The organism is Kitasatospora sp. NPDC127121 (assembly GCF_042677305.1).
Lineage (GTDB): Bacteria > Actinomycetota > Actinomycetes > Streptomycetales > Streptomycetaceae > Kitasatospora.
In genome coordinates, this window is the sequence record NZ_JBHXTQ010000053.1 from 1 (window position 1) to 24019 (window position 24019).

General features: G+C 73.9%; 7 protein-coding genes. 1 reads left to right on the plus strand and 6 read right to left on the minus strand.

All coding sequences use genetic code 11. From position 1 onward, the window contains the following. Positions 1-39: 39 nt before the first annotated feature. Both ACFVHI_RS24340 and ACFVHI_RS24345 read right to left on the minus strand, forming a co-directional pair. Positions 40-738, minus strand: coding sequence for a sigma-70 family RNA polymerase sigma factor (locus ACFVHI_RS24340; RefSeq protein ID WP_063350556.1), 699 nt, complete (start codon positions 736-738; stop codon positions 40-42). A gap of 217 nt (positions 739-955) precedes the next feature. Beyond that, positions 956-1306 carry a hypothetical protein gene (locus ACFVHI_RS24345; RefSeq protein ID WP_380342641.1) on the minus strand — a complete coding sequence of 117 codons (351 nt, stop codon included), beginning with the start codon at positions 1304-1306 and terminating at the stop codon, positions 956-958. Between the two features lie 616 nt (positions 1307-1922). Here ACFVHI_RS24345 and ACFVHI_RS24350 point away from each other — a divergent pair. Then, positions 1923-3230, plus strand: a complete 1308-nt coding sequence (locus ACFVHI_RS24350; RefSeq protein WP_063350554.1) for a MinD/ParA family protein — start codon at positions 1923-1925, stop codon at positions 3228-3230. Between the two features lie 335 nt (positions 3231-3565). Here ACFVHI_RS24350 and ACFVHI_RS24355 read toward each other — a convergent pair whose 3' ends face one another. The 4 genes from ACFVHI_RS24355 to ACFVHI_RS24370 form a co-directional block, all read right to left on the minus strand. Continuing rightward, on the minus strand, positions 3566-4855 hold the full coding sequence (locus ACFVHI_RS24355) for a S8 family serine peptidase (protein ID WP_380342643.1): 1290 nt from the start codon (positions 4853-4855) through the stop codon (positions 3566-3568). After that, entirely contained in the window at positions 4852-8289 is a 3438-nt protein-coding gene (locus tag ACFVHI_RS24360) for a right-handed parallel beta-helix repeat-containing protein (protein WP_380342646.1), read from the minus strand. The genes ACFVHI_RS24355 and ACFVHI_RS24360 overlap by 4 nt, the downstream gene beginning before the upstream one ends. Before the next feature lie 64 nt (positions 8290-8353). Next, entirely contained in the window at positions 8354-9736 is a 1383-nt protein-coding gene (locus ACFVHI_RS24365) for a hypothetical protein (protein ID WP_380342649.1), read from the minus strand. Positions 9737-9943: 207 nt separating this feature from the next. Continuing rightward, positions 9944-23944, minus strand: coding sequence for a hypothetical protein (locus ACFVHI_RS24370; RefSeq protein WP_380342651.1), 14001 nt, complete (start codon positions 23942-23944; stop codon positions 9944-9946). Positions 23945-24019 lie beyond the last annotated feature (75 nt).

The following is a 24019-nucleotide window of genomic DNA, read 5'->3' on the forward strand; positions in this document are numbered from 1 at the left end:
CAGGTCGCCGGGTGGCCGCCCTGGGGAGCCGGTCAGCGGTCAGCGCGAGACGGCGGCACCCGAGCGGTCGAGCGCGGCCGCCTGGCCGCGGCCGTCGGCCGGGCCGTAGCCGTGCTCCGCCGCGAGGACCGGGCGCAGCGCCCGGATCGCGTAGAAGTTGCGGGACTTGACCGTCCCCGGCGGCACCCCGAGCCGGGCCGCCGCCTCCACCACCGAGCGGTCCCGCAGGTGCAGTTCGACCAGCACCTCGCGGTGGTGCTTCTGCACCCGGCGCAGGGCCAGCGCGATGTCCCGGGCGACGACCACCTGCTCGTACGGGTCCTCGGCGAGCGGACGGTCCTCCAGCGGCTCGCCGATCACCTCCTTGGCGCGGGCGGCGGCCATCCGGTAGTGGTCGATCGCGATCCGCCGGGCCACCGTGAACAGCCAGGGGCGGCTCTGCTCGGCACCGGCCGCCAGCGCCTCGGGGTGCTGCCAGGCGCGCAGCAGGGTCTCCTGGAGGATGTCCTCGGCCTTGCCCCGGTCGCCGCCGGTGGCACGCAGCAGCGCACGCAGCAGGTAGCCGCCGTGCAGCCGGTGGATCTCGGCGAGCGTGTCCGGGTCGAGGGTCGGGCGGGCCGCCTTCGGCGTGCCGGGCGCGGGGGCGGATCCCGTGGTGGCCGACGGGTCCGTGCCGGCCGGCGGGCCGACGGGCGGCTGGGCGACGGACGTGGGCTGGGCGACGGGCTGCTTCGACACGCGCGGCCTCTCAGATCGGGCAAGGGCAGGGCGACACACCGACCGGACTTCCCCGGCGGCTACAAGCAGCAGACTGCCCGCAGCCGCCAAGGCCGCACCAACGATCCGCCAACGCCCCGGCCCCGCACGGCCGGGCCGCAGGCCAGGACTCCGCACGGCCACCTCCCGGACATCTCGCGGCCATCCAGCGCCCATCCCGTGGCCACCAGGCCGCCCCTCAGGCCTCGTTGAGCACGCGCACCAGCTCCTGGACCCCGTCCTCCCCCCGGTGCTCGATCAGCACCGCGACCCAGGTCGCCAGCTGCTCCCGCTCCTCCGCCGACCAGGCCGGTGCCGAGGGGTGCTCGTCGACCACCAGCGCCGCCGCCAGCTCCCGCAGCCCCGCTGCGGGCTCCGGCCTCCACCGCTCGGTCGGCAGCGCCCGCAGGGCGAGCCGCCGGGCGGCGGCGGTCACCTCCTCCGCCGTGCCCTCGGGCACCACCAGCGCGGGTGGCCCGGGCCTGCTCGGCTCCTCCTGCCGTACCAGCGCCGCGACGACCTCGCGCACGTCCGGCCCGTCCGGATCCATCGTTGTCCCTCCCCCATCCCGTCCCACGGGAGTCACGCCGGCTGCTCCTGCATGGCACTCGTTCCGCATCGAGTGCCATCCGAAGACGGTATCTACTGACAGCCGGTCCAGCAGAGGGTTTTCCGGTACGGCCGGGCAGCTGCCGCTCAGCTGCCGCCCGCACACCGGTTCGGCCGGCGACGAGGCCCGAACGAGAGGACCTAGCCGACCGGCCGGTGGTCGGGGGTGCAGGCCGGGCGGCCGATGCGGTGGGGGGTGGTGCCCATCAGGTCCTCCAAGCGCGGGGGAGGCACAGTGCGCGCCCCGACCCGCTCAACGGGCCGTCCGCCGGGGGCGGTTCACCCTGCCCCGGCGACGGCGCCGGGTGAACCGGAACCGGCCCGTCGTCCGTAGACATCGCCCGGCTCCACCGGGCCGTGCTGGGCCGCGCACGGCCGGGAGCCCCTTCCCGAGGGGGGTGGGACGCGAGTGGGCCGCAGCGTCCCGCGCTCCCGTTGAACGGTGCTCCCGGCCCGGGCCGTTGAACCGATCGGACGGCCTCGTACCCGGCCGGCGCGGGGGGCGCCGGAATCCGGTGCACCAGACAGGGCCGACACGGCGAGCAGGAGGCGAACACATGGCGGCCGACCACACGCACACCGGGCGGGTGCACCGTCTGACGCAGGGCCCGGACTGGGACCTCGCCCCCGACTACGGCCCCGTCCTCCCGGCGGCCGCCGCCCTGGCCGTCGCAACGGCGACCATCCCGAGCGCCGTCCCGAGCGCCGCGCCGAGCGCCGTCCCCGCTGCCGGGCCGAGTGCCGCGCCGCCCGCCGGACACCTCGCCGGGCCGGACTGGCAGCAGCCACTGGATGTGCTCGGGACGGTCCTGGTGCCCCCGCAGGCGCGGCCGGCCCCGGCCGCGCTGCCCCCGGAGCCGTTCGCCCTGCTGCCGCAGCTCCCCCAGGCCGCGCTTCCGGCCCTACCGGCCCTACCGGCCATGCCGGCCCCACAAGCCCCGCACTCCGCGCCGCCGCAGGCCCCCGCCGCACGGCGGGGCCGCCGCACCCTGGGCCTGCCCGCCGGCCTGGGCCTCGGCCGGGGAGAGCGGGAACGGGAACGGGAACGGCTGACGGCGGCCATCCGCACCCCGCTGCACCGCTCCTTCCGGATCGCGGTGATCGGCCTCAAGGGCGGTGTCGGCAAGACCTCGACGACCCTGGCGCTCGGCTCCGTCCTCGCCGAGATCCGCGCCGACAAGGTGGTCGCCGTCGACGCCAACCCGGACACCGGCACCCTCAGCAAGCGGGTCCACCGGGAGACCGGGGCCACCGTCCACGACATGCTCGCCGCCGAGGCCACCATCACCGGCTACATGGACGTCCGCCGCTTCACCTCGCTCACCCCCAGCGGGCTGGAGGTCCTGGCCAACGACTCGGACCCGGCGATCGCCAACAGCTTCAGCGGCGAGCACTACCGACGGCTCGTCGACCTGCTCGCCCGGCAGTACCCGATCATCCTCGCCGACTGCGGCACCGGCCTGCTGCACAGCTCCATGCGCGCCGTCCTCGACCTCGCCGACCAGCTGGTCATCACCGCCACCACCAGCATCGACGGCGCGAGCAGCGCCGACGCCACCCTGGAGTGGCTGTACACCAACGGCTACGGCTCGCTGGCGCAGCGCAGCGTGACCCTGATCTCCAGCGTCCGCAGCAGCGGCCGGACGATCCGGGTGGAGGAACTCGTCGCCCACTTCGAGAACCGCTGCCGCGGCGTCGTGGTCCTCCCCTTCGACGAACACCTGGCTCTGGGCGGGGAGTTCGACCCGGCCAAGCTGCGCCCCAAGACCCGCCGCGCCTATCTCGACCTCACCGCCCTGGTCGCCGAGGGCATGCACTTCGCCCCGCCCGCCGCCGGCCCCCACGCCGCCGCCGCCCTCCACTAGGGCGTGTCTGATCAATTCCCGCCGGGCGCGCGGCGCCAGGCATCCCGCCTGGACGCACCGGCGAAACGTCCAAGTACGGCCCAGTACGAGGACGCTTCGCCGGCACGCCCAGCCGGGCGCCCAACACCGCACGCTGATCCGCCGCGAATTGTCAGACACGCCCAAGCCCGGATCGAGCAGCCCGGCGCCTGCACGGCGCGGGCGGCACCGCCGCCCGGTGGCGGGCAGCGTCCGCCACCGGCCGGACAGGGCCTGAACGCCCCGCCCGTGTCGGTGGCACGGGCGGCCCCGCACCGCACCGCCGGGACGGGACGCGGAGGGCTCCCGGCGGCCCGTCAGACCGACCAGCGGCCAGGGCGCCAGGCCCGGCGGCGGCCCGTCGCGCAGACCACGGCGGTACCGACGACCAGGGTGACGCCGGCGATGATCCCGCCGGCGATCAGGGTGGCCTGCCGGGCGGCGGGGTCGGGAGGCGGGGGCTGGACCAGGGACACCGCCAGGGCGGGCCCGGGGGTGGCCGGGGGCCCGTCCTGGAGGGGGGCGCTGAGGGCGGCCAGGGGGTCGACGGTCCCGTACCCGAGGTGCGGGTCGGGCAGGGCGGTGCCGGGGTGGTAGGCGGTGGCCCGGAGCCGCTCGGCGAGCCGGGCCGGGGTGAGGTCGGGCCGGTAGCCGAGGGCGAGGGCGGCGGTGCCGGCCGCCAGGGCGGTGGCGAAGCTGGGCCCGGCGGCGGTGAAGTAGCCCTTGCCGCCGGGGCCGACGCTCAGCACCGCATCGCCCGGGGCGACCAGGTCGACCCGGACCGCGTCCACCGCACCGCTGGGCGGGGCGCCGTTGGGCGCCAGGTCGGAGACCGCCAGGACGTCCGGGAGGGCGGCCGGGTAGGCCGCTACGGGGGGCGAGTTCGGGGAGGACTGGGAGCCGCCGCCGTCGGGGGCGGCCGGAGCGATCACCAGGGCGCCCTTGCCGCCGGCGTAGCGGACGGCGTCGCCGAGTTCGGCCTCGCCCGTCGACAGCGCCAGGCCGACGGCGATGATCCGGGCGCCGCCGTCGGCCGCGTCCCGGATGCCCTTGGCCAGCAGGGCCGGGGTGGTGTTCCCCACGTCGTCGGTGACGGCCACGCCGAGGATCCGCGCCTCGGGGGCGAGACCGGCGAAGCCGATCCCGTCCTGGCGCCGGGCGGCGATCAGCCCGGCGAGGAAGGTGCCGTGGCCGACGCAGTCGCGGGTGGAGTCGCCGGGGCCGTACTCACGCGGCCCCGGCGTGAGGCGGCCCTCCAGGACCCCGGACGCCGGGTCTACCCCGGAGCCGACCACGGCGACGGTCACGCCGGCGCCGCGGCTGAGCTGCCAGGCGGCCTCGGGCCGCAGGTAGGTCTGCGCCCACGGGGTCCGGTCGGTGCCCTTGTCGGAGGGTTTGAGGCAGCCGTCCGGCCGTCCGGCACCCCGGTTCTGGCCGATGACGGGCAGCGCGGCCGGATCGGCCGCGCCCGAGGTGGCGGCCGGCGTCGGGGCGGAGCTCGCGGCGGGCCTCGGGGCGGCCCAGGCGGGGGCGGCCGGGACCAGCAGGGCGCCGCAGCAGAGCGCGGCCGCGGCGGCCCGGGCCGGGCGGCCCGGTGCGCCGGTCACACCGCGCTCCCCTGCGGCAGCCCGGGGATGTCCTGGGGCAGCAGCAGGCTGAGTTCGGACAGGTCGCCGACGTCGAGCCGGGCGAGCCGCCCCGCCTGGCGGGTGACCATCGCCTCCAGCGTCTGCCGGGCGAAGCGGCCGTTGCCGAAGTTGCGGTCCCGGGGGACGGCCGCGCACAGCTCGCCGAGGAGGGCCAGGGTCTCCGGTGCGCAGACGTAGCCGGCCTCCTCCGCCTGGCGGCGCACGATGGTGACGAGTTCGTCCGCGCTGTAGTGGTCGAAGGCGATCTGCTGGGGGAACCGGGAGGCCAGACCGGGGTTGGAGCTCAGGAAGCCCTGCATCTCCTCCTGGTAGCCGGCCACGATCACCACGACCTCGTCGCGGTGGTCCTCCATGAGCTTCATCAGGGTGTCCACCGCCTCCTGGCCGAAGTCGCCGCTCGCGGCGCCGCCGCGCGGGGTGAGGGTGTAGGCCTCGTCGATGAACAGCACGCCGCCCCGGGCGCGTTCGAAGGCGTCCCGGGTGAGCTGGGCGGTGTGCCCGATGTAGCGGCCGACCAGGTCGGCCCGGGCGGTCTCGACCAGCTGGCCGCGCGGCAGCACGCCGAGTTCGGCGAGCAGCGCCCCGTAGAGCCGGGCGATGGTGGTCTTGCCGGTGCCGGGCGGGCCGGCGAAGACCAGGTGGTGGCTGATCCGGGCGGTGGGCAGGCCGGCCTCCTCCCGGCGGCGGGCCTGGGTGATCAGGTTGACCAGGTTCTCGACCTGCTCCTTGGCGGCGGTGAGGCCGACCATGGCGCGCAGTTGGTCGAGCAGGTCGCTGCCGCCTTCGGCGCCCGGTCCGCCGGCCGCGGCCGCGCGGGCCGCGTCGGAGTGCTCCTCGCCGAGGTCCTCGGGCAGCAGTCGGGCGAGGTCGGCGTCGGTGATGTCGGCCAGCTCGGCCAGCCGGGAGGCCTGACGGTCCACCATCTCCTCGAACACCTTGCGGGCGGCGCGGCCGTTGCCGAAGTCGGCGCCCTTGGGCATCCGCGTGAAGTGCGTGCCGAGCACCTCCCGGGTGGCGTCGGCGAGTTCGTAGCCGTGCCCGACCGCGGCCCGCTCGACGATGGTGACCAGTTCCTCCGCCGAGTAGTTGCGGAAGTCCACGGTGCGGCTGAACCGGGAGGCGAGGCCGGGGTTGGAGCCGAGGAAGGAGCGCATCTCGTCCGAGTACCCGGCGACGATCACCACCACGTCGTCGCGGTGGTCCTCCATCAGCTTGACCAGGGTGTCGATGGCCTCGCGGCCGAAGTCCGGCCCGGTGCCGCCGCCGGATCCGGCGGACAGCGTGTACGCCTCGTCGATGAACAGCACGCCGCCGAGCGCCGACTGGAACACCTCGGTGGTCTTGATCGCCGTGCCGCCGACGATGGACGCCACCAGGTCGGCCCGGGCGACCTCGGTGAGGTGGCCGCTGCGCAGCACGCCGAGTTCGGCGAGGATCGCCCCGTAGAGGCGGGCGACGGTGGTCTTGCCGGTGCCGGGCGGGCCCGCGAAGATCAGGTGCCGGCCCATCGGCAGGGCCGGCATCCCGGCCTGTTCGCGGCGCCGGGCCAGCTTGTTGAGGTTGACCAGGGTGGCGACCTGCTCCTTGACCCCCTCCAGGCCGACCAGCGCCTGGAGGGCCGCCTGCGGGCCCTCGGGCTCGGGCGGCGGCAGGTCGTCGGCCGGGCGCTCGGCCTCGGCCTCGGCGCCGTCGGCCTCGGGCGCGCCGGCCGGGCGGGCGGCGGCCGGGTGGTCGTCGGCGCCGGCGGTCGCGGTGCCGTGGCTGTCGGCCCGCCCGTTGTCCCGGCTGGTCAGGTTCTCCACCGAGAGCCGCTCGCTGGGCCTGGTCTGGCACAGGCCCGAGCCGCGGTTGCCGGTGACGGTGCAGCCGGTGATCCGGATCGGCTCCTCGGACTCGGCGCGCAACCCGTCCCGGGTGTTGCCCACCAGCTCGCAGCCGGTCAGGGCGGCCCGGCTGCCGGCGGCCAGCAGCACGCCGTGCCGGCGGTTGCCGTGCACCCGGGAACGGGCCATGGTCAGCTCGCCGCCGTCCTCGACCACGATCCCGTCGCCGGTGCACTCGGCCACGTCGCAGTCGCGGAGCGAGGCGACGCCGCCCGGACCGACCTCGATCCCCGGGGTCCCTGCGGTCTTGGCCGTCCCCGGCGCGCCGGTCGCGGCGGCACCGCGGACCGTGGTGCCACCGACCTGGGTGTTACCGCCGTCGGCCACCAGCAGCGCGGCCCGGCCGGTCGCACCCAGCACGCAGGACTCCAGCCGCCCGCGGCCCTCCCGCAGCACCTCGACGCCGTGGCCGCGCACGTCGGCGATGTCCAGTCGGCGCAGCAGCGGGTTGGCACCGTCCCGCACGCTCACCCCGGCGCCTCCCGCGCCACGCACCTCCAGCCGGTCGAACTCGGCGGCGCTCTCGCCGACCAGTTCCACCGCCGCCTCGCCGCTGTCGCCGACCGCCGTCCGGGTCAGCGACGGGCTGGAGGACTCGTCCACCACGATCCCGGCCGCCTCCGCGCCGGCCACCTCGCACTCCTCGAAGGTGCCCCGGGAGCGGCCGGTGACGTGGATGCCGTGGCCCTTGGTGCGCATCGTGCGGCAGCGCCGCACCACCGGGTCGGTGCCGCCGGTGAGGACCAGGCCGTGGCCCCGGGTGGCGCTGACCGTGCAGTCCTCCAGCAGCACCTGGGCGGTCGAACTCAGGTAGATGCCGATCGAGGCGTCCCGGACGGTGGTGCGCAGCACCCTGGTCGTGCTGTTCTCCTCCAGCGCGATGCCGGGCTTGTCGGTGGCGGAGATCTCGCAGTCCTCGATCGAGCCGCGGCCCTCGCCGTTGGCGCACACCCCGTTGCCCCGGGCGTCGCGCAGCACGCAGCCCCGGATCACGGGGTTGGCCCGCTCGCCGATCACCACGGCGGAGCTGCCGAGGTGCTCGACCACGCAGTCCTCGATCACGCTGGAGCCGGTGGAGGTCTCCACGATGCCGGCCCCGGCCGGGTTGACGACCCGGCAGCCGCGCATCGCCAGGGCGCCCTGCTGCCGGGTGAGCACGGCCGTCCAGGAGTTGCCCGCCACCTCGCAGTCCTCCAGGGCTGCCTGGCCGCGCGGGACGTCGACGGTGGGCAGTTCCTCGTCCTGGCCCTGGAGCACCAGCCCGGTCAGCTGGACGGCCTCGGCCACCACCTGCACCACCGCGCCCCGCCGCGGCGAGATCCGGACGCTGCCCCGGGCCTCCTCGGCGGTGATGGTCACCATCTTGGTGATCACCAGGTTCTCCTCGTAGCGGCCCGGGCGGACGCTGATCACCGTGCCGCTGCGGGCCGCCTCCAGCGCGGCGCCGATCGTGCGGTAGCCACCGCCGTCGCGCTGCTCCGCACTGACCGTCAGCACATGGCGGGTCATGGTGCGTTCTCCTCCGTCGTTCTTGGCTGTCGTGCCGGTGCTGCCGTACGTCGGTGCAGCGGGGTCACCCGGTGCAGTTGGCCCGGATCGCGGACGCGGCGTGGTGGGCGAAGGTCTGCTTGTCGCTGCCCTGCCAGTCCTGGCCGCGGTCGTGCAGCGTCACGGCGAGCTTGCCGCCGTTGAGCTGGAAGGGGCCGACCGTGACCCACTGGCCCCGGTTGCCGACCTGGTTGACGTTGAACGAGCCCGACCCCGAACCGCTCTGCACCGTGTAGAGGGACGACGTTCCGCCGACCGCCTTGATGTCCCCGCTGTTCGGCACGTACACCGCCAGCTTGCAGGTGCCGGTGGTGACCGACCCCGTGGAGAACGTCCAGACCACCGAGTTGTCGTGGTCCTTGTTGGCGTCACCCGACATCGGCATCGAGTAGTAGCCGCCGTTGCAGCCGTCCCCCGAGTAGCCGCCGGAGTTGTTCCGCCAGCCCTCCTGGCCCTTGTCGTACCAGCCGCGCGCCTGCGCGCCCCCGCCGCTGCACCCCGGGCCCGCCACCGCGGCGAAGCTCGGCGCCGGCGGCGGGGCCGGCTGCGCGGGCTTGGCCGGGGGCTGGGCGGGCGCGGACGGCGCCGGCTGCTGGGCGGCGGCGGGCGGCGGCTGGGGCTGGTTCTGCGTCTGGGGCTGGGTCTGCGGGGCTCCGCCTCCGCCTCCCGCTGCGGCACCACCACCACCGCCGCCGCCACCGCCGCCACCGCCCTGGTTGGCCGGTGCACCACCGCCCGTGTTCTTGCCCGCGTCCGGCTTCCCGCTGGTCGACGGCGCACCGCCGCCCGCCGGGACCCGACCCGCGAACGGTACGGCCTGGCCGCCGCCCTGGTCCGGCACGGCACCGCCGGCCGCGGCGGCCGCCCCACCGGCCGCAGCCGCGCCGGCGTCACCGGGCGGCGGGCCCTCGACCGGCTGAGCGACCTGCACGGGCTGCTCGCCCACCGGGTTCCCCGGAGCGTCGGCACCCGGGACGAACCCGTTACCGCCGTCCTGCTGCGTGTACCCGGCCGGCGGCGGACCGTCCGCACCGGACGGACCGGGGTCGTCCCCGCCGAACTTCGCGATGCCCAGCGGCACCCCGACCAGTACCAGGCCCGCGATCACGGCCGCGGCCACCATCGGCCGCGAGATCCGGCGCGGCCCGACGCCCTCCTCCTCGGCCGGGGACGGGCCCGGGACGGCGGTCACACCGGCGGGCGCCTCCGCAGCCGCGGCAGCAGCGCCCGTGGCAGGCTTCGCGGCCTCGACGGCGGGCACGGCGCCGGCGGCGGGCACCGCCGCGGGCTCGACCTCGGCAGGCTCCGCCTTCGCGGGCTCGGCCTTGGCGGGCTCCGCCTTCGCGGACGCGGCGCTCGCGGACGATGCCGGGCGGGCCTCCAACTCCTCGGGCACGACCCATGCCACAGCGGGTAGCTGGATCCCGCCGCCCTCCGCCCCTTCCGTCCGACTCCCCCGGCCGCTCCGGTCCTTGCCCACCCTGGCCCCCTGGCCCTCGATGACGATGCTCGGCAGGGACGGCCGCCGGTCGGCCCCGGTCGAGGCGGCCGAACGGCACGTCCACCCGTCTTGACGGACGCGAGGTGCCCGGAGGTTCAGCTGCGGACGAACTCGTCAGCCGTTCGGCTTCCGGTCCTTGCTCTGGCCACGCCCTCCTCGGTGGCCGCCCCCTCGTCCCCGGCCCCGGCCGTGCCCGGACCCCTGGTTGCTCCCGCCGGCCGGGGTCGACCCGGATCCGCCGGTGGGCTGCGGGGGCGTGGTCGTTTGCGGGGCAGTGCTCGACTGCGGGGCGGTGGAGGTTTGCGGAGTGGTGGTGGTCGGCGGAGTGGTGGTGGACTGCCCGGAGGCCGTCCCCTTGGTGTCCTTCGGGGCCGAGCTCGACGACTCGTCGGCGTCCTCGAATTCGGAACCCGTATCGGTGTCGGCGGCGGGGTCGGAGTCGGAGATGTACGGCTCGTCATGACTGCCCATTCCGGGCGAGAAGCCCTGGGGGGCGACGATCACACCGTCGACGAAGTCGAGCTTCGCCGTGCCGCCCTTGATGGGCACGTCGGTCCCGGTGATCTTCGCCGTCAGGTCGGCCATCGCCTCCTTGTGCTGCGTGATGCAGTTCGGTGCCGCCCAGCCGCCGAAGATCTTTCCGTGGGTACCACCCGTCACCACGACGAAGCCGAGGTCCTTCGCGATGTGCTTGTTGAAGATGGCATGGCCCCAGTGGCACGCCATGCAGTCGCGCTTCCTGCCACCGATCGGCCACGGCGTGAGCCCCAGCTGGTCGGCCCTTCCCTTGCCCTTCTCCTCGGCCGTCGGCCCACTCCCGCGGCTGGGCGCGTCGCCGTCCGAGTCCTCGCTGTCAGAGTCCTCGCCGTCCGTCTTCTCGTCGTCCGTCTTCTCGTCGTCCGTCTTCTCGTCGTCCTTCGCCTCGCCGTCCTTCGCCTCGCCGTCCTTCTTCTGCCCCTCCTCCGTCGCGTCGTCCTTCGCCTCGGCTTCCTGCGTCCCCTCGCTCGCCGCCTTCGCCTTCTCGGCCTCCTCCGTCTCCTTCTTCTTGGCCTCTTCCGCCGCCTTCGCCTCTTCCGCCGCCTTCGCCGCCTTCGCGGCCTCGAACTTCGCCCGCATCCGCGTCTCGACCTCGTTCAGGAGGTCCATCTCACCGTGGAGGCATCCCGTGTCCTTGTCCCTCTCGTTGGGGTGCCACACGATCTTGTTCGGGTCCTTCAGCGCCTCGCGGACCGCATCGAATCCTCCGCCGTGGTCGTCGAAGCCCAGGAAGTCCTTGTCCCGGTACTTCCCGTCCCGAATCTCGCGGAGCTTCCCCAGGTCGTGGTTCCTACCGTCCTGGCCCTCCGGCGTGTCGAGGCTCCTCAGACGGTTGGTCGCATCCGTCCTCTTCTGCTTCTTCATTCCGGAGTTACCCGCGACATGGACCGCGCCGTCAATGACGGTCAGGGCGAGGTGCGGCGTGCCGATGACCTTGAAATTCTCGCCATTGCCGTACCGGTCGACGTCCATCATGACTCGCGCCATCCGGTCCAGGGAGCGGCCGAAGGCTCCGCGCAGCGAGTCGGTCTCCTGTCCCAAGGGTGCGTCAAGGCTGGGCGCGCGCAGGTCGAGAGGCTGCTCGGAGCCGGCTTCGCCGGGCGTTCCCTTGACGATGTAGAGCTGCCCGTCCCTTTCGACCACGCGCGCGATCTGGCTGCCCGACTGCGAGGTCGAGCGGGGCCCCCTGTTCCCTCCCGTCGCCACGGTTCCACGCCCACGACCGGCCCCGGGCACCGCAGCAGCATCGGCGCTAGCCGCACGACCACGCCCACGACCAGCCCCGGGCGGCACCGCATCGGTGTTGGTCCCACGACCACGCCCACGACCAGCCCCGGGCGGCACCGCAGCAGCATCGGTGTTGGCCCCACGACCACGCCCAGCCTGGGTTCCGCCGCCGGAGCCGTTCCCGCCCCCCGCTCCGTTGTTCGGCCCCCGCGACTTCGGCGGGGCCGCAGCAGCCGAACTGCTGCCGGCTCCGGCGGGGTTGAGGATCTGCTGGATCAGGTCGGCCGCGGACGGCGGCTGCGGCGGTGCGGGCGGCTCAAGGTCCTCGACGTCCCCCTCGCCGTCGACGGCGTGCAGGAACTCGCGGAAACCCTCCAGCATCCCGTTGTCCGCGCGGGTCGCGTGGACCGGGTTGACCGGGCCGGCCTGGGCGGTGTCCGGCTCCTCTCCGAAGAGCCGCTCCAGGATCGGCAGCAGTTCGGGCTGGTGCTCGCGCACCCACCCGGCACCGTTGTTGCGGGGCAGACGGGTGTCCGGGTCGTTGCCGCGGTTGGTCCCGAGGTACACGTTGGCGAGCTGGGCGAAGAACTCCCGCTCGTCCGAGGACGAGTAGTTGCCGACCAGGTTGCCCTTCTCGTCGTACACCGAGCCGTCGGGCCAGGCCGCGGTCGACCTGGTGTCGAACAGTTGGCTCAGGGTGTCGGCCATGTGGCTGCCCAGGAACACGTCCCGTACGAGTTCGCGCTCCTCGTCGGTCAGGCTGAACTCGTGCAGGGCGTGGGCGAGTTCGTGGGTGGTGGAGGAGTAGCCGTCCGCAAGGCCCGACACCTCGCCGGTGTCGGTGTCGGTGTCGGTGTCCTCACCGATGCTGGTCTCCTCGCCGAGCAGGTTCTCCTCGGTCACCGCGATGCGCTCGCGCTCGGCCGCGCCACGGACGGTCTCCCAACGGCGGCCGCCCTCGCCGACGGTGGTGCCGGCCAGGTGGTGGAAGCCCTCGACCTCGGTCATCGCGACGTCGCGCGGCACGACCACCACGCGTACCTCCCGCAGCAGCAGGCCGGCGGCGACCTCCGGATTCTGGAGGACCAGCTCCAGCTCGGCGTGCGCCTTCTGCCGCGCCGATACCGGCCGGTGAACCCGGTGGTCGACATCCACCAGCAAGCGGGCGGCCGCCGTCGCGAACTCCGCCGAGGACAGCCCGTCCCGCAGAGGCCCGACGAAGTCGGTGTCCGCCGCGAGGGAGCGACGGGTCTCGGGCGAGAGGGAGTCCAGGGTCAGGAGGCGGTCGTGCGGACTCAGCTCCAGGATGTCGGACACCCTCGGCGGCCCGGCGAGCGGAGGCGGCGGAGGCGGCGTGGGCAGCGTGGGCAGCGTGGGCGCAACCGGCTCCACGTGCTCAGACTCAGGCGCAGGCACCGGCAGAGGCACCGGCACCGGCTCCTGCTCCACGTGCGGCGGAAGCGGCGGCACTACCGGCTCCACATGCGCAGGCGCAGGCGCAGGCGCAGGCACCGGCACCGGCACCGGCACCGGAGCAGGCTCCTGCTCCTGCTCGTGCTCCACACGCGGCGGAGGCGGCGGAGGCAGCGTGGGCACAACCGGCTCCACGTGCTCAGCCGCAGGCACCTGTTCCACGCGCGGCGGAGCGGTATCGGGTACTGGTACGGGTTGCACGCTCCAAGGGCCGGGGCCGAAATCGGCGCCGCCGGTGTAGAGGTCCGTCGCGCCGATCTCGATGACCCGGTTGACCTCGGCCTCGTCGTCCGTGGGGCTGACGCCGAAGCTCAGCAGCACCGGTACGCCGTTCTCGTCCGTCCGGCCGGTGGCGACGGCCACGTGGTTGCCCTGACCGTAGACCACGATGTCGCCCTCGCGGGGCAGCGGGGTGTCGTGGGCGGTCGAGTCGTAGCTGGTCCTGGTGTGCGGGAGCAGGCGGGAGATCAGGTTCTTCGTCCACTGCGGTCCGTCCAGACCGCTCGCGTACGTGTCGTGGATCCACTCCCAGGAGACCAGTCCCTGAGAGTGCGCGGTGAGCAGGACGGACTCCCAGCAGTTGAGCGTGCTGCCGGCCGCGAGCGGCGGCGGCTGGTCCGCCGGGCCGTCCAGTGCCCAGGTGGCGAAGTCCGTCTTCTCCAGGTCGAGCGCACCCGAGGCGCGCCATTCCAGGACGACCCCACGCCGGGCCAGGTCGCGCATGGCGTCGGCGACTTGGCGGCCGCCGTCCGGAACGGGCAGGTCGAACCGGCCGCCGAGGTGGTCGGCGCGCAGCGCGAGCAGGCCGTCGAGGAAGGCCTGCGGCGGCGGGCCCGCGGCGGCTCCGGAGGCGTGGGCTCCGGCGAGGGCGGCGAGCGCGGCGTCGTCGAGCAGCCCGAGCTCGTGCAGTCGGCGACCCGCCGCCAGCACGTCGTCCGGACGGTTCACCGCGCCGGGGCCGATGCTGTCGGTGAGTTCCAGGCCGAGTGTGCGGGCCTGCTCGGGCGACAGCGCCGAGCCCAGGTGCCCGGTCACCGCCCGTACCAGCGGCTCGACGGCCGCCTCGGGTACCGGGCTCTTCAGCGGCGGCGCGTTGCGCAGCCTGACCCGGCGCTCCTCGATCTTTCGGAGCAGCGGCTCGGCCTGCTGCCGTACGGCCTCGGCGTCCACCGGCTCCAGGGCGCCCAGTTCCTCCAGCCGGCGGGTCAACTGCAGGACGTCCGAGGGGGCGTTGTTGTGCCGGCCCTCGGCGCCGACGAAGGCTCCCGAGGCCATCCGCAAGCCTGTCCGGTTTCCGGGCACACCCCGGTTGGCCTGCGCCAGCAGGAACTGGGGCGGCTGCGGGGCGGGTTGTTCCTGCTGGTGCTGCGGCTCGGTGTCGGTGTCCTTCGGCGGTTCCGGGGCCTCGGGCTGCTTGGGCTGCTCCTGGCCCTGGCTCTCCTGCTCGGGCTGCTCCTCGGCCTTGTCGTTCTGCTCGGACTGCTCCTCGGGCTGCTCCTCGGCCCGGTTCTCCTGGTGGATCTCCGGCTCGGACTCCTTGGGCTGTTCCTTGGGCTGTTCCTTGGGCTGTTCCTTGTCCTGCCCGGTGGGCTTCGGGGCGGGCGGCTTCAGCTGTCCGGAGGCGCCACCGAGCAGTTCGGCGACCTGCCCCGCGATGTCGTTCGACGCCGGGGCGGCAGGCTTCGGCTCCGCAGGCTTCAGCTCCTCGGGCTTCGGCTCCTCCTCCGTGTCCGGCCGGAGGCTGTACGGGTCGGACGGCCGTCGGCCCGTGCGCCAGTTCTCCTTGGTGAAGTAGGTGTCGTCCGGCCCGGTGTACTCCCGCGTGATCGACTTCTTCGGGATGCCCACCACGACCGGGACGTCACCGGTCACCGTCCGCGGCCGCCACGACCAGGGGCCGGAGCGGTGCCCGAAGGAGATCGTGAACTTCACGTGTCCCTGGAAGCGCACCAGCGGCTCAGGGAACTTGGAGTTGGCCACGGCCCGTTCGGCGAGGGTGCGTTCACCGCCGGTGCGGCGGCCCGCGCCGCCGCCGAAGGTGATCCCGGCCATGATCTTGCCCTTGACCTTGGAGAACTCGACGCCGAGCTGGCCCATCAGCTGGGTCATCCGGGAGGACAGCGCCCGCTCGGTGAAGCGGGTCGCCAGTTCGGCGGACTGGGCGATCTCCGACTTCTTCTCCTCACGCCCCTGGCCGAGGCCGACCAGTTCGGCCTTGACCGTGACGCTGACCGTGTCGAGGACGCCCAGCCGGAGGGTCTTGACCCGCTCCCCTCCCGCCGTCAGGTCCGGGAGGGCGTCGATCAGGGGGCCCCGGTCGAACATCCGCCTGAGCTTGCGCATGGCGGCCGAGTTCTCGTTCAGCCGGAACTCGTTCCGGCCCAGGGTGGTGAGCAGGTTGCGCAGCGATCCGACGTCGGGCAGGTCGACGACCAGGTCCTCGGAGCGGAGGCCCTCCCAGACCTCCCTGGGCGGCACGGGGTGGGTGATCTCGTTGGTTCCACGCTTCGGCTTGACCGTCTCCCGACCGGGGCGCGGGGCCTGGTAGGAGGCCTCCTCCCGGGTGGTGACCGGCTGCGTGTCGGAGGTCTCCAGCAGGACCTCGAAACCCACCTCGACGGCGACGGTGGCCTGCCGGCGACCCCGCCCCCGCGTCGTCGGCGCGGCGGGCGTGCTCGGGCCGCCGGCGCCGTGCGGGGTAGCCGGGGCGGCGTTCTCCGCGTTGCCGTCCTTGAGAGCCTCCTCCTTCAGGGGCTCCTTTCCGGCCTCCTTCGCGGCCTCCTTCGCCGCCTCCTGGTCCCGCCAGGAGCGGGCCGACTCCTGGATCCGCCGGCCCTGCCGATCGAGTTCGTCTCCGAACGGCTTGGGCAGAGGCGCACCCTCAGGCAGCTTCTCGGTCTCGCGACGGAGCGCCTCCTGGCGAAGGCGCTCGGTCCGCGCCTCCTCGGGGAGCGTGCCGCGGACGGGCCGCGCCGACCCCTTGCGGCGCATCTCGACCTGGATCATCGCGGCGCCCTCGAAGACGCTGCCGGCGACCTTGGTCTTGGTCGCCACACCGGTCCGGCCGACGCCGTCGTGCTCCGCGGTCCGTTCCTGGCCCCGGACGTGGCTCAGAGTGCCGCCGGCCACGACGGCGACGGGCACCGCCCCGAGCGGGTCGGTGGTGCCCACCACCCGCGCGGTGAAGGTCTCGTCGGTGCCCCGGTTCTGGCCGGCCGTCCCGTCGGGGCCGCCGTGGGCGACGCCGCTGCTGCCGCCGGTCGCGAACTCGGTCTCGACCGTGTCGGCGGTGTGCCGCATCTCCCGTACGCCGGCCCATCGGAGCACGACGGTGCCACCGGGCACCTTCACGAGGAGCTCCTGGCCGGCCATCAACGCCCGCAGCCGGGACTGCAGCGCTCCCGGCAACAGGGCAGGCGCCAACCTCCGCCGGACCCGCCCCCAGCTCGCGCCGTACACCTCCCGTCCGCGGCCGTCGAGCTGGTCCAGCAACGAGGTGCGGACGACCTGGCCGGCGCCCGTCGGCTGGGCGCCGACGGGGGGCTTCGGCGTCCCGTCCTCCTGGCCGGCCGCGCCGCCCTTGGGTTCCGGGGCCCAGACCCGCAGCACCACGTCGGAGCCGCTCAGCACGCCGGAGGAGACGATCCGCTCCGGCACCGAACGGAAGGTGCCGGGGGCCGGGGCGACGCCGGTCTTCGGGTCGATGGGCAGTTCACGGACCGGGAACACGAAGTCCGCCGCGGTGACGGCGGTCGTCCCGCCCGAGGCGTGGGCGAGATTCCGCCGGTCCGACCGGTCGAGCAGCACCTTCGGCAGCGTCGACTTCGCCACGATCTCGATGTCGAAGGCCACGTCACCGGTGAACCGGGCCGCGCGCTCGACCGTCTTCTCCTTCTCGGACCGGCCGGTCACGGCGTCCCGTGTCGCGCCCACCGTCTCCTGCACGGCGGACGACTGGCCGAGCGTCACCGCGACGTACGGGAACTTCCCCTCGATCGCCGCCGCCACGCTGACTCCGCTGCGCACGTCGCGAAGCGCCCCGATGGACGACACCGTCTCACCGCCGCGCTCGAACTCGCACTTCTCGATCAGCTCCTGGTAATCCCGCATGGTCACCTTGGCCCGGGCGACCCGGACCTCGACGGTGAACCCTTGATGCGACACCGAGACGCTCAGGCTGCCTCCGGTGGTGAGGGCCGACAGTCGGGGGCGCAGCGCCGTCTCGTCGAGGCGGGGGGCGAGGGCGGCCTCGACCCAGGCCCAGTGACGGCCGAACAGCGGCTTCAGCTTGGCGCCCACGGCGTCGAGGACGGCCCGCGCGTCCTGCAGTCCCAGCACGGGGTCGGACGGTCCGAGTTCGCCGGTCCGGGACACCCGGGACGGCGGCTGCACGCTGGGCGTCCGGTCCGGCGCGAGGATCGGCTTGGGGGCCTTCGGGAGGAGCGGGATGTTCTCGACGCCCGGCGTCTCCTCGACGACCGGGGCCTCCTCCACCTGCGCGGCCTCGTCGGCGTGCTGGACCTCCTCGCGGTCGAACACCAGGCGGGCCGGGCGAAGACCCTCGCCCTCCGGCGTGCGGTGCGGTGCGGTCAGGGACTGCGGGACGGCCAACAGCGTCCGGACCAGGGCCCGTTGGGGCGCGGTCGAGCCGTCCCCGCCGTTCTCGACGACCTTGAGGTCGAGCTCGACGGTGGCCAGGTAGACGACCATCTTCTCGGCGAACTTCGCGTTGGCGGTACCGCTGACGGAGTCCGCCGCCCGGTCGCCGCTGCGCCACCGGGTGGTACGGCCGGCTCCGCCGGAGGCCGCCATAACGGTGTGGGCCCTGAACTCGGGCCCGCCCTGGAACTGGCCGCCCGCCGCGTGGAAGGAGTTCTCCCGGACGCCGCCGGCATCCGCCCACTCGTTCACGACGTTCAGCTCGGCGTCCTTCTCGAACTCCCGAACGTACTCCAGCTTCTGGACCTTGGCTCCGGCCAGCACCAGGGCGTCCCGCTCGCCGGTCCTGACCAGCAGCGGCGACTGGAGGTCGATGCCGTGGGTCATCCCGGTCAGCAGGGCCCCGAGCCGCTCGCTGCGGAAGGCCCCGCGCACCAACGGGCCGAGCTCGTTCCAGCCCTGAGCACCGAAGGTGCGGCGCCCCAGCGTCTCCAGGACCTCCCTGAGCGGCCCGACGGGCTCGGTGGTGCTCCCGGGAACGTGCGGGACGACATCGAGCACGACCGTGCCCGGCGGCAGTCCGGTCTTGCCCTTCGCCGGGTCGGAACCCCACAGCTCGGGCTTGGGCTCCCGCGCGAGGGAGCCGGGGTCCAGCTCCGGCCCCTGGAGCGGTCCGGATTCGGCGTCGGGACGGAACGTGCTTTCCGTGCCGCCGGCTTGGCATTCCGCGGTGTCGAAGAGCACCCGGAAGGCCAGCCGTGTCGTCGCCCGCTCCGGGGAGACGACTCCCTCCGGGTCCCAGTGCGCCAGGGCGAGTTCGGCGGTGCCGTCGAAGAGCGTGCCCTTGATCTTGGCCTTGAGGGCGGTTCCGGTCCGCTGGGAGCTCTGCTCGATGGTGTTCCGGTCGCTGCCGCGCTGCCCGTTCGCGCCCCCCGTACCGGCGCCCCCGAGGAAGTCCTTTCCGCCGCTCGACTGCTTGGCCGAGATGGCCAGTGCCAACGCCCGGGCCTTGGCGTCGGACTCGGTGACGGCGCTGGTGACGTCGGTGCCGGTGTTGAACTCGCCCGCGTCGGTGTTGCGCAGGTACGTCAGGTCCAGCACCTTCGCCGACACCAGGATGCTGCCCCGGCCGTCGGACAGCGGGATCTCCAGCGGCTCACCGGCCGTCATCGACCTCAGCTGGGTCTGCAGGCTGGGCAGGTCCAGCTGGGCGAGGATCTCGGCCCGCACCGAACTCCAGGCGTCGCCGAACCTCTGCCGCCCGAAGGCCTCCAGCCCGGAGGGCGCGCCGGCCGCTCCGAACAGCGCCGTGTCACCCGCGGCGGCGTTCCCGCGCCCGTGCAGCGTGTCGACGTTCTTGACCACGTCCATCCCGCCCAGCGCCGCCGTCCGCAGCACCCGGGGCGGCGGGGCGTGGCGGATCTCGTCGGGCGCAGGCCCGACGGAAGCAGCCTCGGCGGCCGGCGTGACGATCCGCACCGGCAACGGGACCCGCACCGGCTCCGGACGCTGCTCCGCGCCGGTCCGCCCGGTGTTCACCACCGGGGTCCGGGAGAACGGCGGCAGGAGCGTCCGCACGCCCGGGACCCCGGAGAAGTCGAGGTCCAGCCGGACCGTCGCGTCCACCCACAGCACCGGCTCGGCGGTCTTCCTGCGGTGGGTCATCCGGCCGGTCGCGGTGATCGTCACCGCCTTGCTCCGGTCCATCATCCCGCTCACCGGCCCGGACAACCCGGTGTTCGACGCCGGCTTGCCGCTCACCACCAGACCCCCGCCCCACCGGGACCGGCTCTCACGCAGGGTGCCCGCTCCGGCGGACGAGTCGCCGCCGTCCTCGAACTCGAACTTCTCCGTCCGATGCTTCGTGACGGGCGTCTCCAGCGTGGCGCTGATCCGCAGCGTCCCGGAGCCTCCACCGAGGTCCAGGGGCACCAGCAGATCGTCGCCCCGGGTCATCCGCGACAGGTTGGGCTCCAGCATCCCGACGTCGAGCTGCTCGGCGAGCCGCTGCCGGATCTCCTCCCGCCGGCTCGCCGAGACACCTGCGGGCAGCTGTCCGAGTACGGCCGCCACGACCTGGTCGTCCTCCCCGTCGACCAGCACCACCCGGTCGCCCGCGCTGATCCGGCCCTGCTCCGTCATCCGGCCCGGCGGGGCGGGCAGGGGCGGCGCCTTGGGCGGCTCCGGCGCCTTGGGCAGGTCCTCCTGCTTGGGAGGCTCCTGCTGCTGCGGCAGGTCCTCCTGCTTGGGCAGTTCCTGCTGCTGCGGCAGCTGCTGTTCCTTTGGCTGCTCCTGCTCCTTGGGCAGCTCCTGCTCCTTGGGAGGCTCCTGCTGCTGCGGCAGTTCCTCCTGCTGCGGCTCCTGCTGCCCCTCGTGATCCTGCTTCGGCGTAGGCGTAGGCGTAGGCGTCCGCTCAGGCTCCTTCAGCGGCGGCGGAGTCGGCTTGGTCTGCGACTCGGTGACCACAGGCACGTCGGCCGGACGCGGCGTGGTGGGCCGAGGGGTCGTCGGCTGCATCGCGCTGTAGTGGGTGACGCGAATGTCCTCCTCATTCGAGCGGAGGATGTGGACGATCCGCTCCGACCCCTCGTTCAACAGACGGGGCACGGAGGCCTGGTCGTACACCCTCAGCTGGATGCCGAAGGCGTGGGCGGCCACCACCGCGATCTCGTCGTAGAACGGGGTGGTCCACAGCACCCGGTTGCGCACCGCCATGTCCACGAATTGGCTGAGCGGCAGATCGGTCAGGTCGGACAGCGTCAGGTGCCGGGGGTCCCTGTCCCCCGCCTGCACCCACACCAGCTCCCTGAGTGCCGGCATCCGGTCGAGCACGCGGTCCCAGGTCGCCGTCCGCTGCGGCCCGTCCTCGCCCAACACCGCGAGGAGGTGCTCCAGCACGTCTCCTCTGCTCAGTCCCAGGTTCTCCGCGCCGGCGATCGCCGTCAACTGCTCACGGTTGAAACCGTCATCGGAGAGCAGGAACCGAAGGGGACTCATCCCCAGGGCGTCGAGGTCCGTCCGCTGCCTGGTGCCTTCCTGCCCCCGGAACCACTGCGAGACGGCCGCGCGTGCGCCCCTGACGTCCAGGTGCCCGTGGCCCCAGGAGTCCAGTTGCCGGGGCGCGCTGGCCAGGATCGACGTGAACAGGCAGTTGCCGTCGCCCGGGACCCGCAGGACGTCGAAGTGCGACCCGTCGCCCACCGACCTCTGCCCCGTCACCGGCCACTCCCGCGTGGCGGGCGTCGGCGGGGCCGCCGGCGGGACGCCGCCCTGCCCGGTCTCGCCGAGTGCCCCGAGGCGCCTGTCCTTCGACTTCGCCGTGTCGTCCTTCTTCTTCTTTTTCGGGTCCACCGCCTTCGCCGGCGGGTGCGAACCCTGCTCGGTTTCCGGTTCCGTACCCGGCACGAACTTGACCCAACGGCCTCGGGTGCCGTGCTCGTCACTGAGGAGGCCGAGCGGGGCGTAGCGCTGACCGGCGGCCACGTTGACCGAGGTCGTGGCCGCCCAGACGACCCTGCCGGTGGCGTTGGCGAACTGCTGCGCCACCACCTGGCCGTTGTCCCCGCGGGCGCCCGCCTGGCAGGCGAACAGCACGATCTGGGCGTCGGGGGGCATGCGCCGGAAACTGGGCCGCCTGCGGATGACCTGGCCCAACGCGTCGCCCGAGAGGTGGACCTTCCTGGTCCCGTCCGTCTGCTTCGACAGCGTGGGCAGGAACGTCGCGAGGTGCGTGGCGTGCGTCATGACCGCGTAGATCGGGGCCGCGACGTTCCAGGGGACGAGCCCGATCGTGCTGAGGTCGGGGTTGTCCGAGGCCCCGGCGGCCGCGATGTCCTCCTGGTCGTAGAAGTCGGACGGCAGGTACTCGAAGTGCGGGTTGGTCGGGTCGAACCCGTCCCGCACCTTCTCCCAGTTCCGGGTGAGCGAGTCGTCCCGGAAGAGCCGGCCTCCCGACTGCCCGCCGAGCGGGAACAGGATGGGCTGGCTGTCGAGGTCCGTCGCGTCGATCGGGTAGGTCGAGTTCGAGTCGACCAAGCGGCCGTTGTCCTTGTGGACCTTCCTGACCTGGACGGTGTGGGAACCCTGCTCCTCCACGAGGGCCGGGTCCGGCGGAACCTCCTTGATCCAGAACCCTCGCTCCACCTTCGCGCCCGGCTTGTCCGCCAGTGCGGAGCGCAGTCTGCCCTTCACCCTGATGACACCGCCGGACATCGAGGTCGCCACGGAGTTGGTCCACACGGTCCGCCCCGTCGCCTTGGCCAGGGCACGGGGGAACGCCAGGTCCGCCCCCAGGCTCGCAGGGCCGACGAGCACCAGCGGGGTTTCCGGGGTGATGCGGTCGAGCGGCAGGTCGGACGCCACGCCCTCGGCGAGCTTCTCGGGGTCGAGGTCGTCGAGCTTCTTGGGCATCAGCACCAGGAGCGGTTCGGGCCCGGTGACGTCGGTCAGGCTGTAGTGCTTGCTCGTCTCCGGCGCATCGGCGCCGGGCTCGGTCCCAGGCTGCGGGACGGGTTTGGGGCCGCCGTCGGACACCTTCTTGGGATCGTTCCAGTAGTAGACGTTGCGCGCGGTCTCCAGCAGCTCCGGCGGCGCCTCCGACCAGCTTTCTCCCCGCACCTCCAGCGCGACCACGGCTCCACCGGGCGTGGTCACCAGGCGGGTCCGGTACTCCTCTTCGCGCGGCTCCTGCCCCTGCGGCGCGGGTTCGACCTGGTCGGGGGCCGCGACGGGCTCCTCGTGCGGTGCGTCCACCGGCGGCGTGTCCGCCGCCAGCCGCTCCCGCAGGGCGGCCCGGAGGGCGGCCCCGGTCAGCGCCGGGTCGACCAGCACGGCCGTGTCCACCAGCCTCCGCAGGTGCTCCGGCACCGGGCGCTGCCGGTCGGGCAGCGCGTGCAGTTCGTGGGCCATGCCGCCCAGCCAGCCGCCGGTCAGGAAGGGCACCCGCATCCGGTACTCGTCACGGGCGAGACGCTCCAGGCGCCGCAACGCCCGGACCCTTTCGAACTCGCGGGTGACCCCACCGGGGGGCGCGTCCGGGTGGAAGAGGTCGTCGTGCAGCTTGAGCAACGCCCCCGCGGCCAGCTTCTCCCGCGAGGACGGCGCGGACGCCGAGGACACCTCGCCGGGCGGTACGGTCGTCGACTCGCCCGGTTCGTTGGCGAGTTCCCTGGCGGCGTGGTCCAGCGCCTCCCGGTCGACGGTGCCACCGGCGCCGTCGATACCTCGGGTCACGACGGACGCCGGCTGAGCGGCCTTCTTCGCAGACTTGGCGGTCTTGGGGGCGAGAGCGGTGTCGTCGCCGCCGAGTCGGTTCCGGTCGGACGTCGGCTCGATGTGCTCCGCCTTGGCACCGGGTCCGCGCTCCCCCGGTCCTCCCGCGAACCCGGGCATCAGGCCATGACGCCGCAACGACTCGACGTTGATGCCCAGTTCGGAGGCCAGCCGGTGAGCAGGGTCGGCGACCCCGTTGGAGCGGTGTTCGGCGAGCAGCCTCCGCGCCTCGGCCAGGGAGACATCGCCGTGCACACCGCCGCCGCCACCCGACTTGTCCCGCAGGTCGGCCAACTGCTGCTGCCACTCGGCCTCCTCGGCGGCCTCCCGGCGTACCTGCCGCTCGGTTTCCCGCTGATCCTCCTCGGCCCGCAGACGCTGCCGCTCGGTCTCCCGCTGCTGCTCGCGGACCTCCTCCTCGGCGCGCAGCCGCTCCCGCTCCTTGAGGGCCTGCCGGTCGGCCTCGGCGCGGACGGCCGCGTCGGCCGCCCGCTGCTTCCGGCGCTCGGCCAGCTTCGTCTCCGCCTCCGCGGCCTCCTGTGCGCGCCGCGCGGCCTCCTGCTGGAAGGCGGGATCGTTCTTCTGCTCCTCCCGGCGCTGCTCGGCGGCGTCGCGGCGCTGGTCCCGCTGGCCGGACTCGGTGACCCGCCCGTCCCGGGTGGCGTCCTCGCCGCCCAGCTTGGCTCCCTTGCCGGGGAACTTCTCAGCCGGGGTCTTGCCCTCCGACCCCGCCGTGCCCGAATCCTTCAGGTCGCCGAACCCGTGGATCCCGGACTTCGGAGCCGGCTGCTGCTGCTCGCCACCGTCCGAGCCCTGCTTCCCCTCCTCCTTCGGCGGCACCGCCGGCGGGTGCTCCTCCTGCGGGCCCGCCCCGGTCTCGTCCGTCAGCAGGTGCCCCTCGCCGGGGAACTTCTCCGCCGGAGCCTTCTCCTTGCCCGGATCCTTCACATCGCCAAGCCCGTGAACGCCCGTCTTCCGATCCGGAGGCACCGTCCCAGTACCACCGCCCGAACCCTCAACCAC

Bases quoted from the DNA above. Each gene is read 5' to 3' on its own strand.
- ACFVHI_RS24345 (WP_380342641.1), bottom strand. From the start codon at position 1,306: ATGGATCCGGACGGGCCGGACGTGCGCGAGGTCGTCGCGGCGCTGGTA.
- ACFVHI_RS24360 (WP_380342646.1), bottom strand. From the start codon at position 8,289: ATGACCCGCCATGTGCTGACGGTCAGTGCGGAGCAGCGCGACGGCGGT.
- ACFVHI_RS24350 (WP_063350554.1), top strand. From the start codon at position 1,923: ATGGCGGCCGACCACACGCACACCGGGCGGGTGCACCGTCTGACGCAG.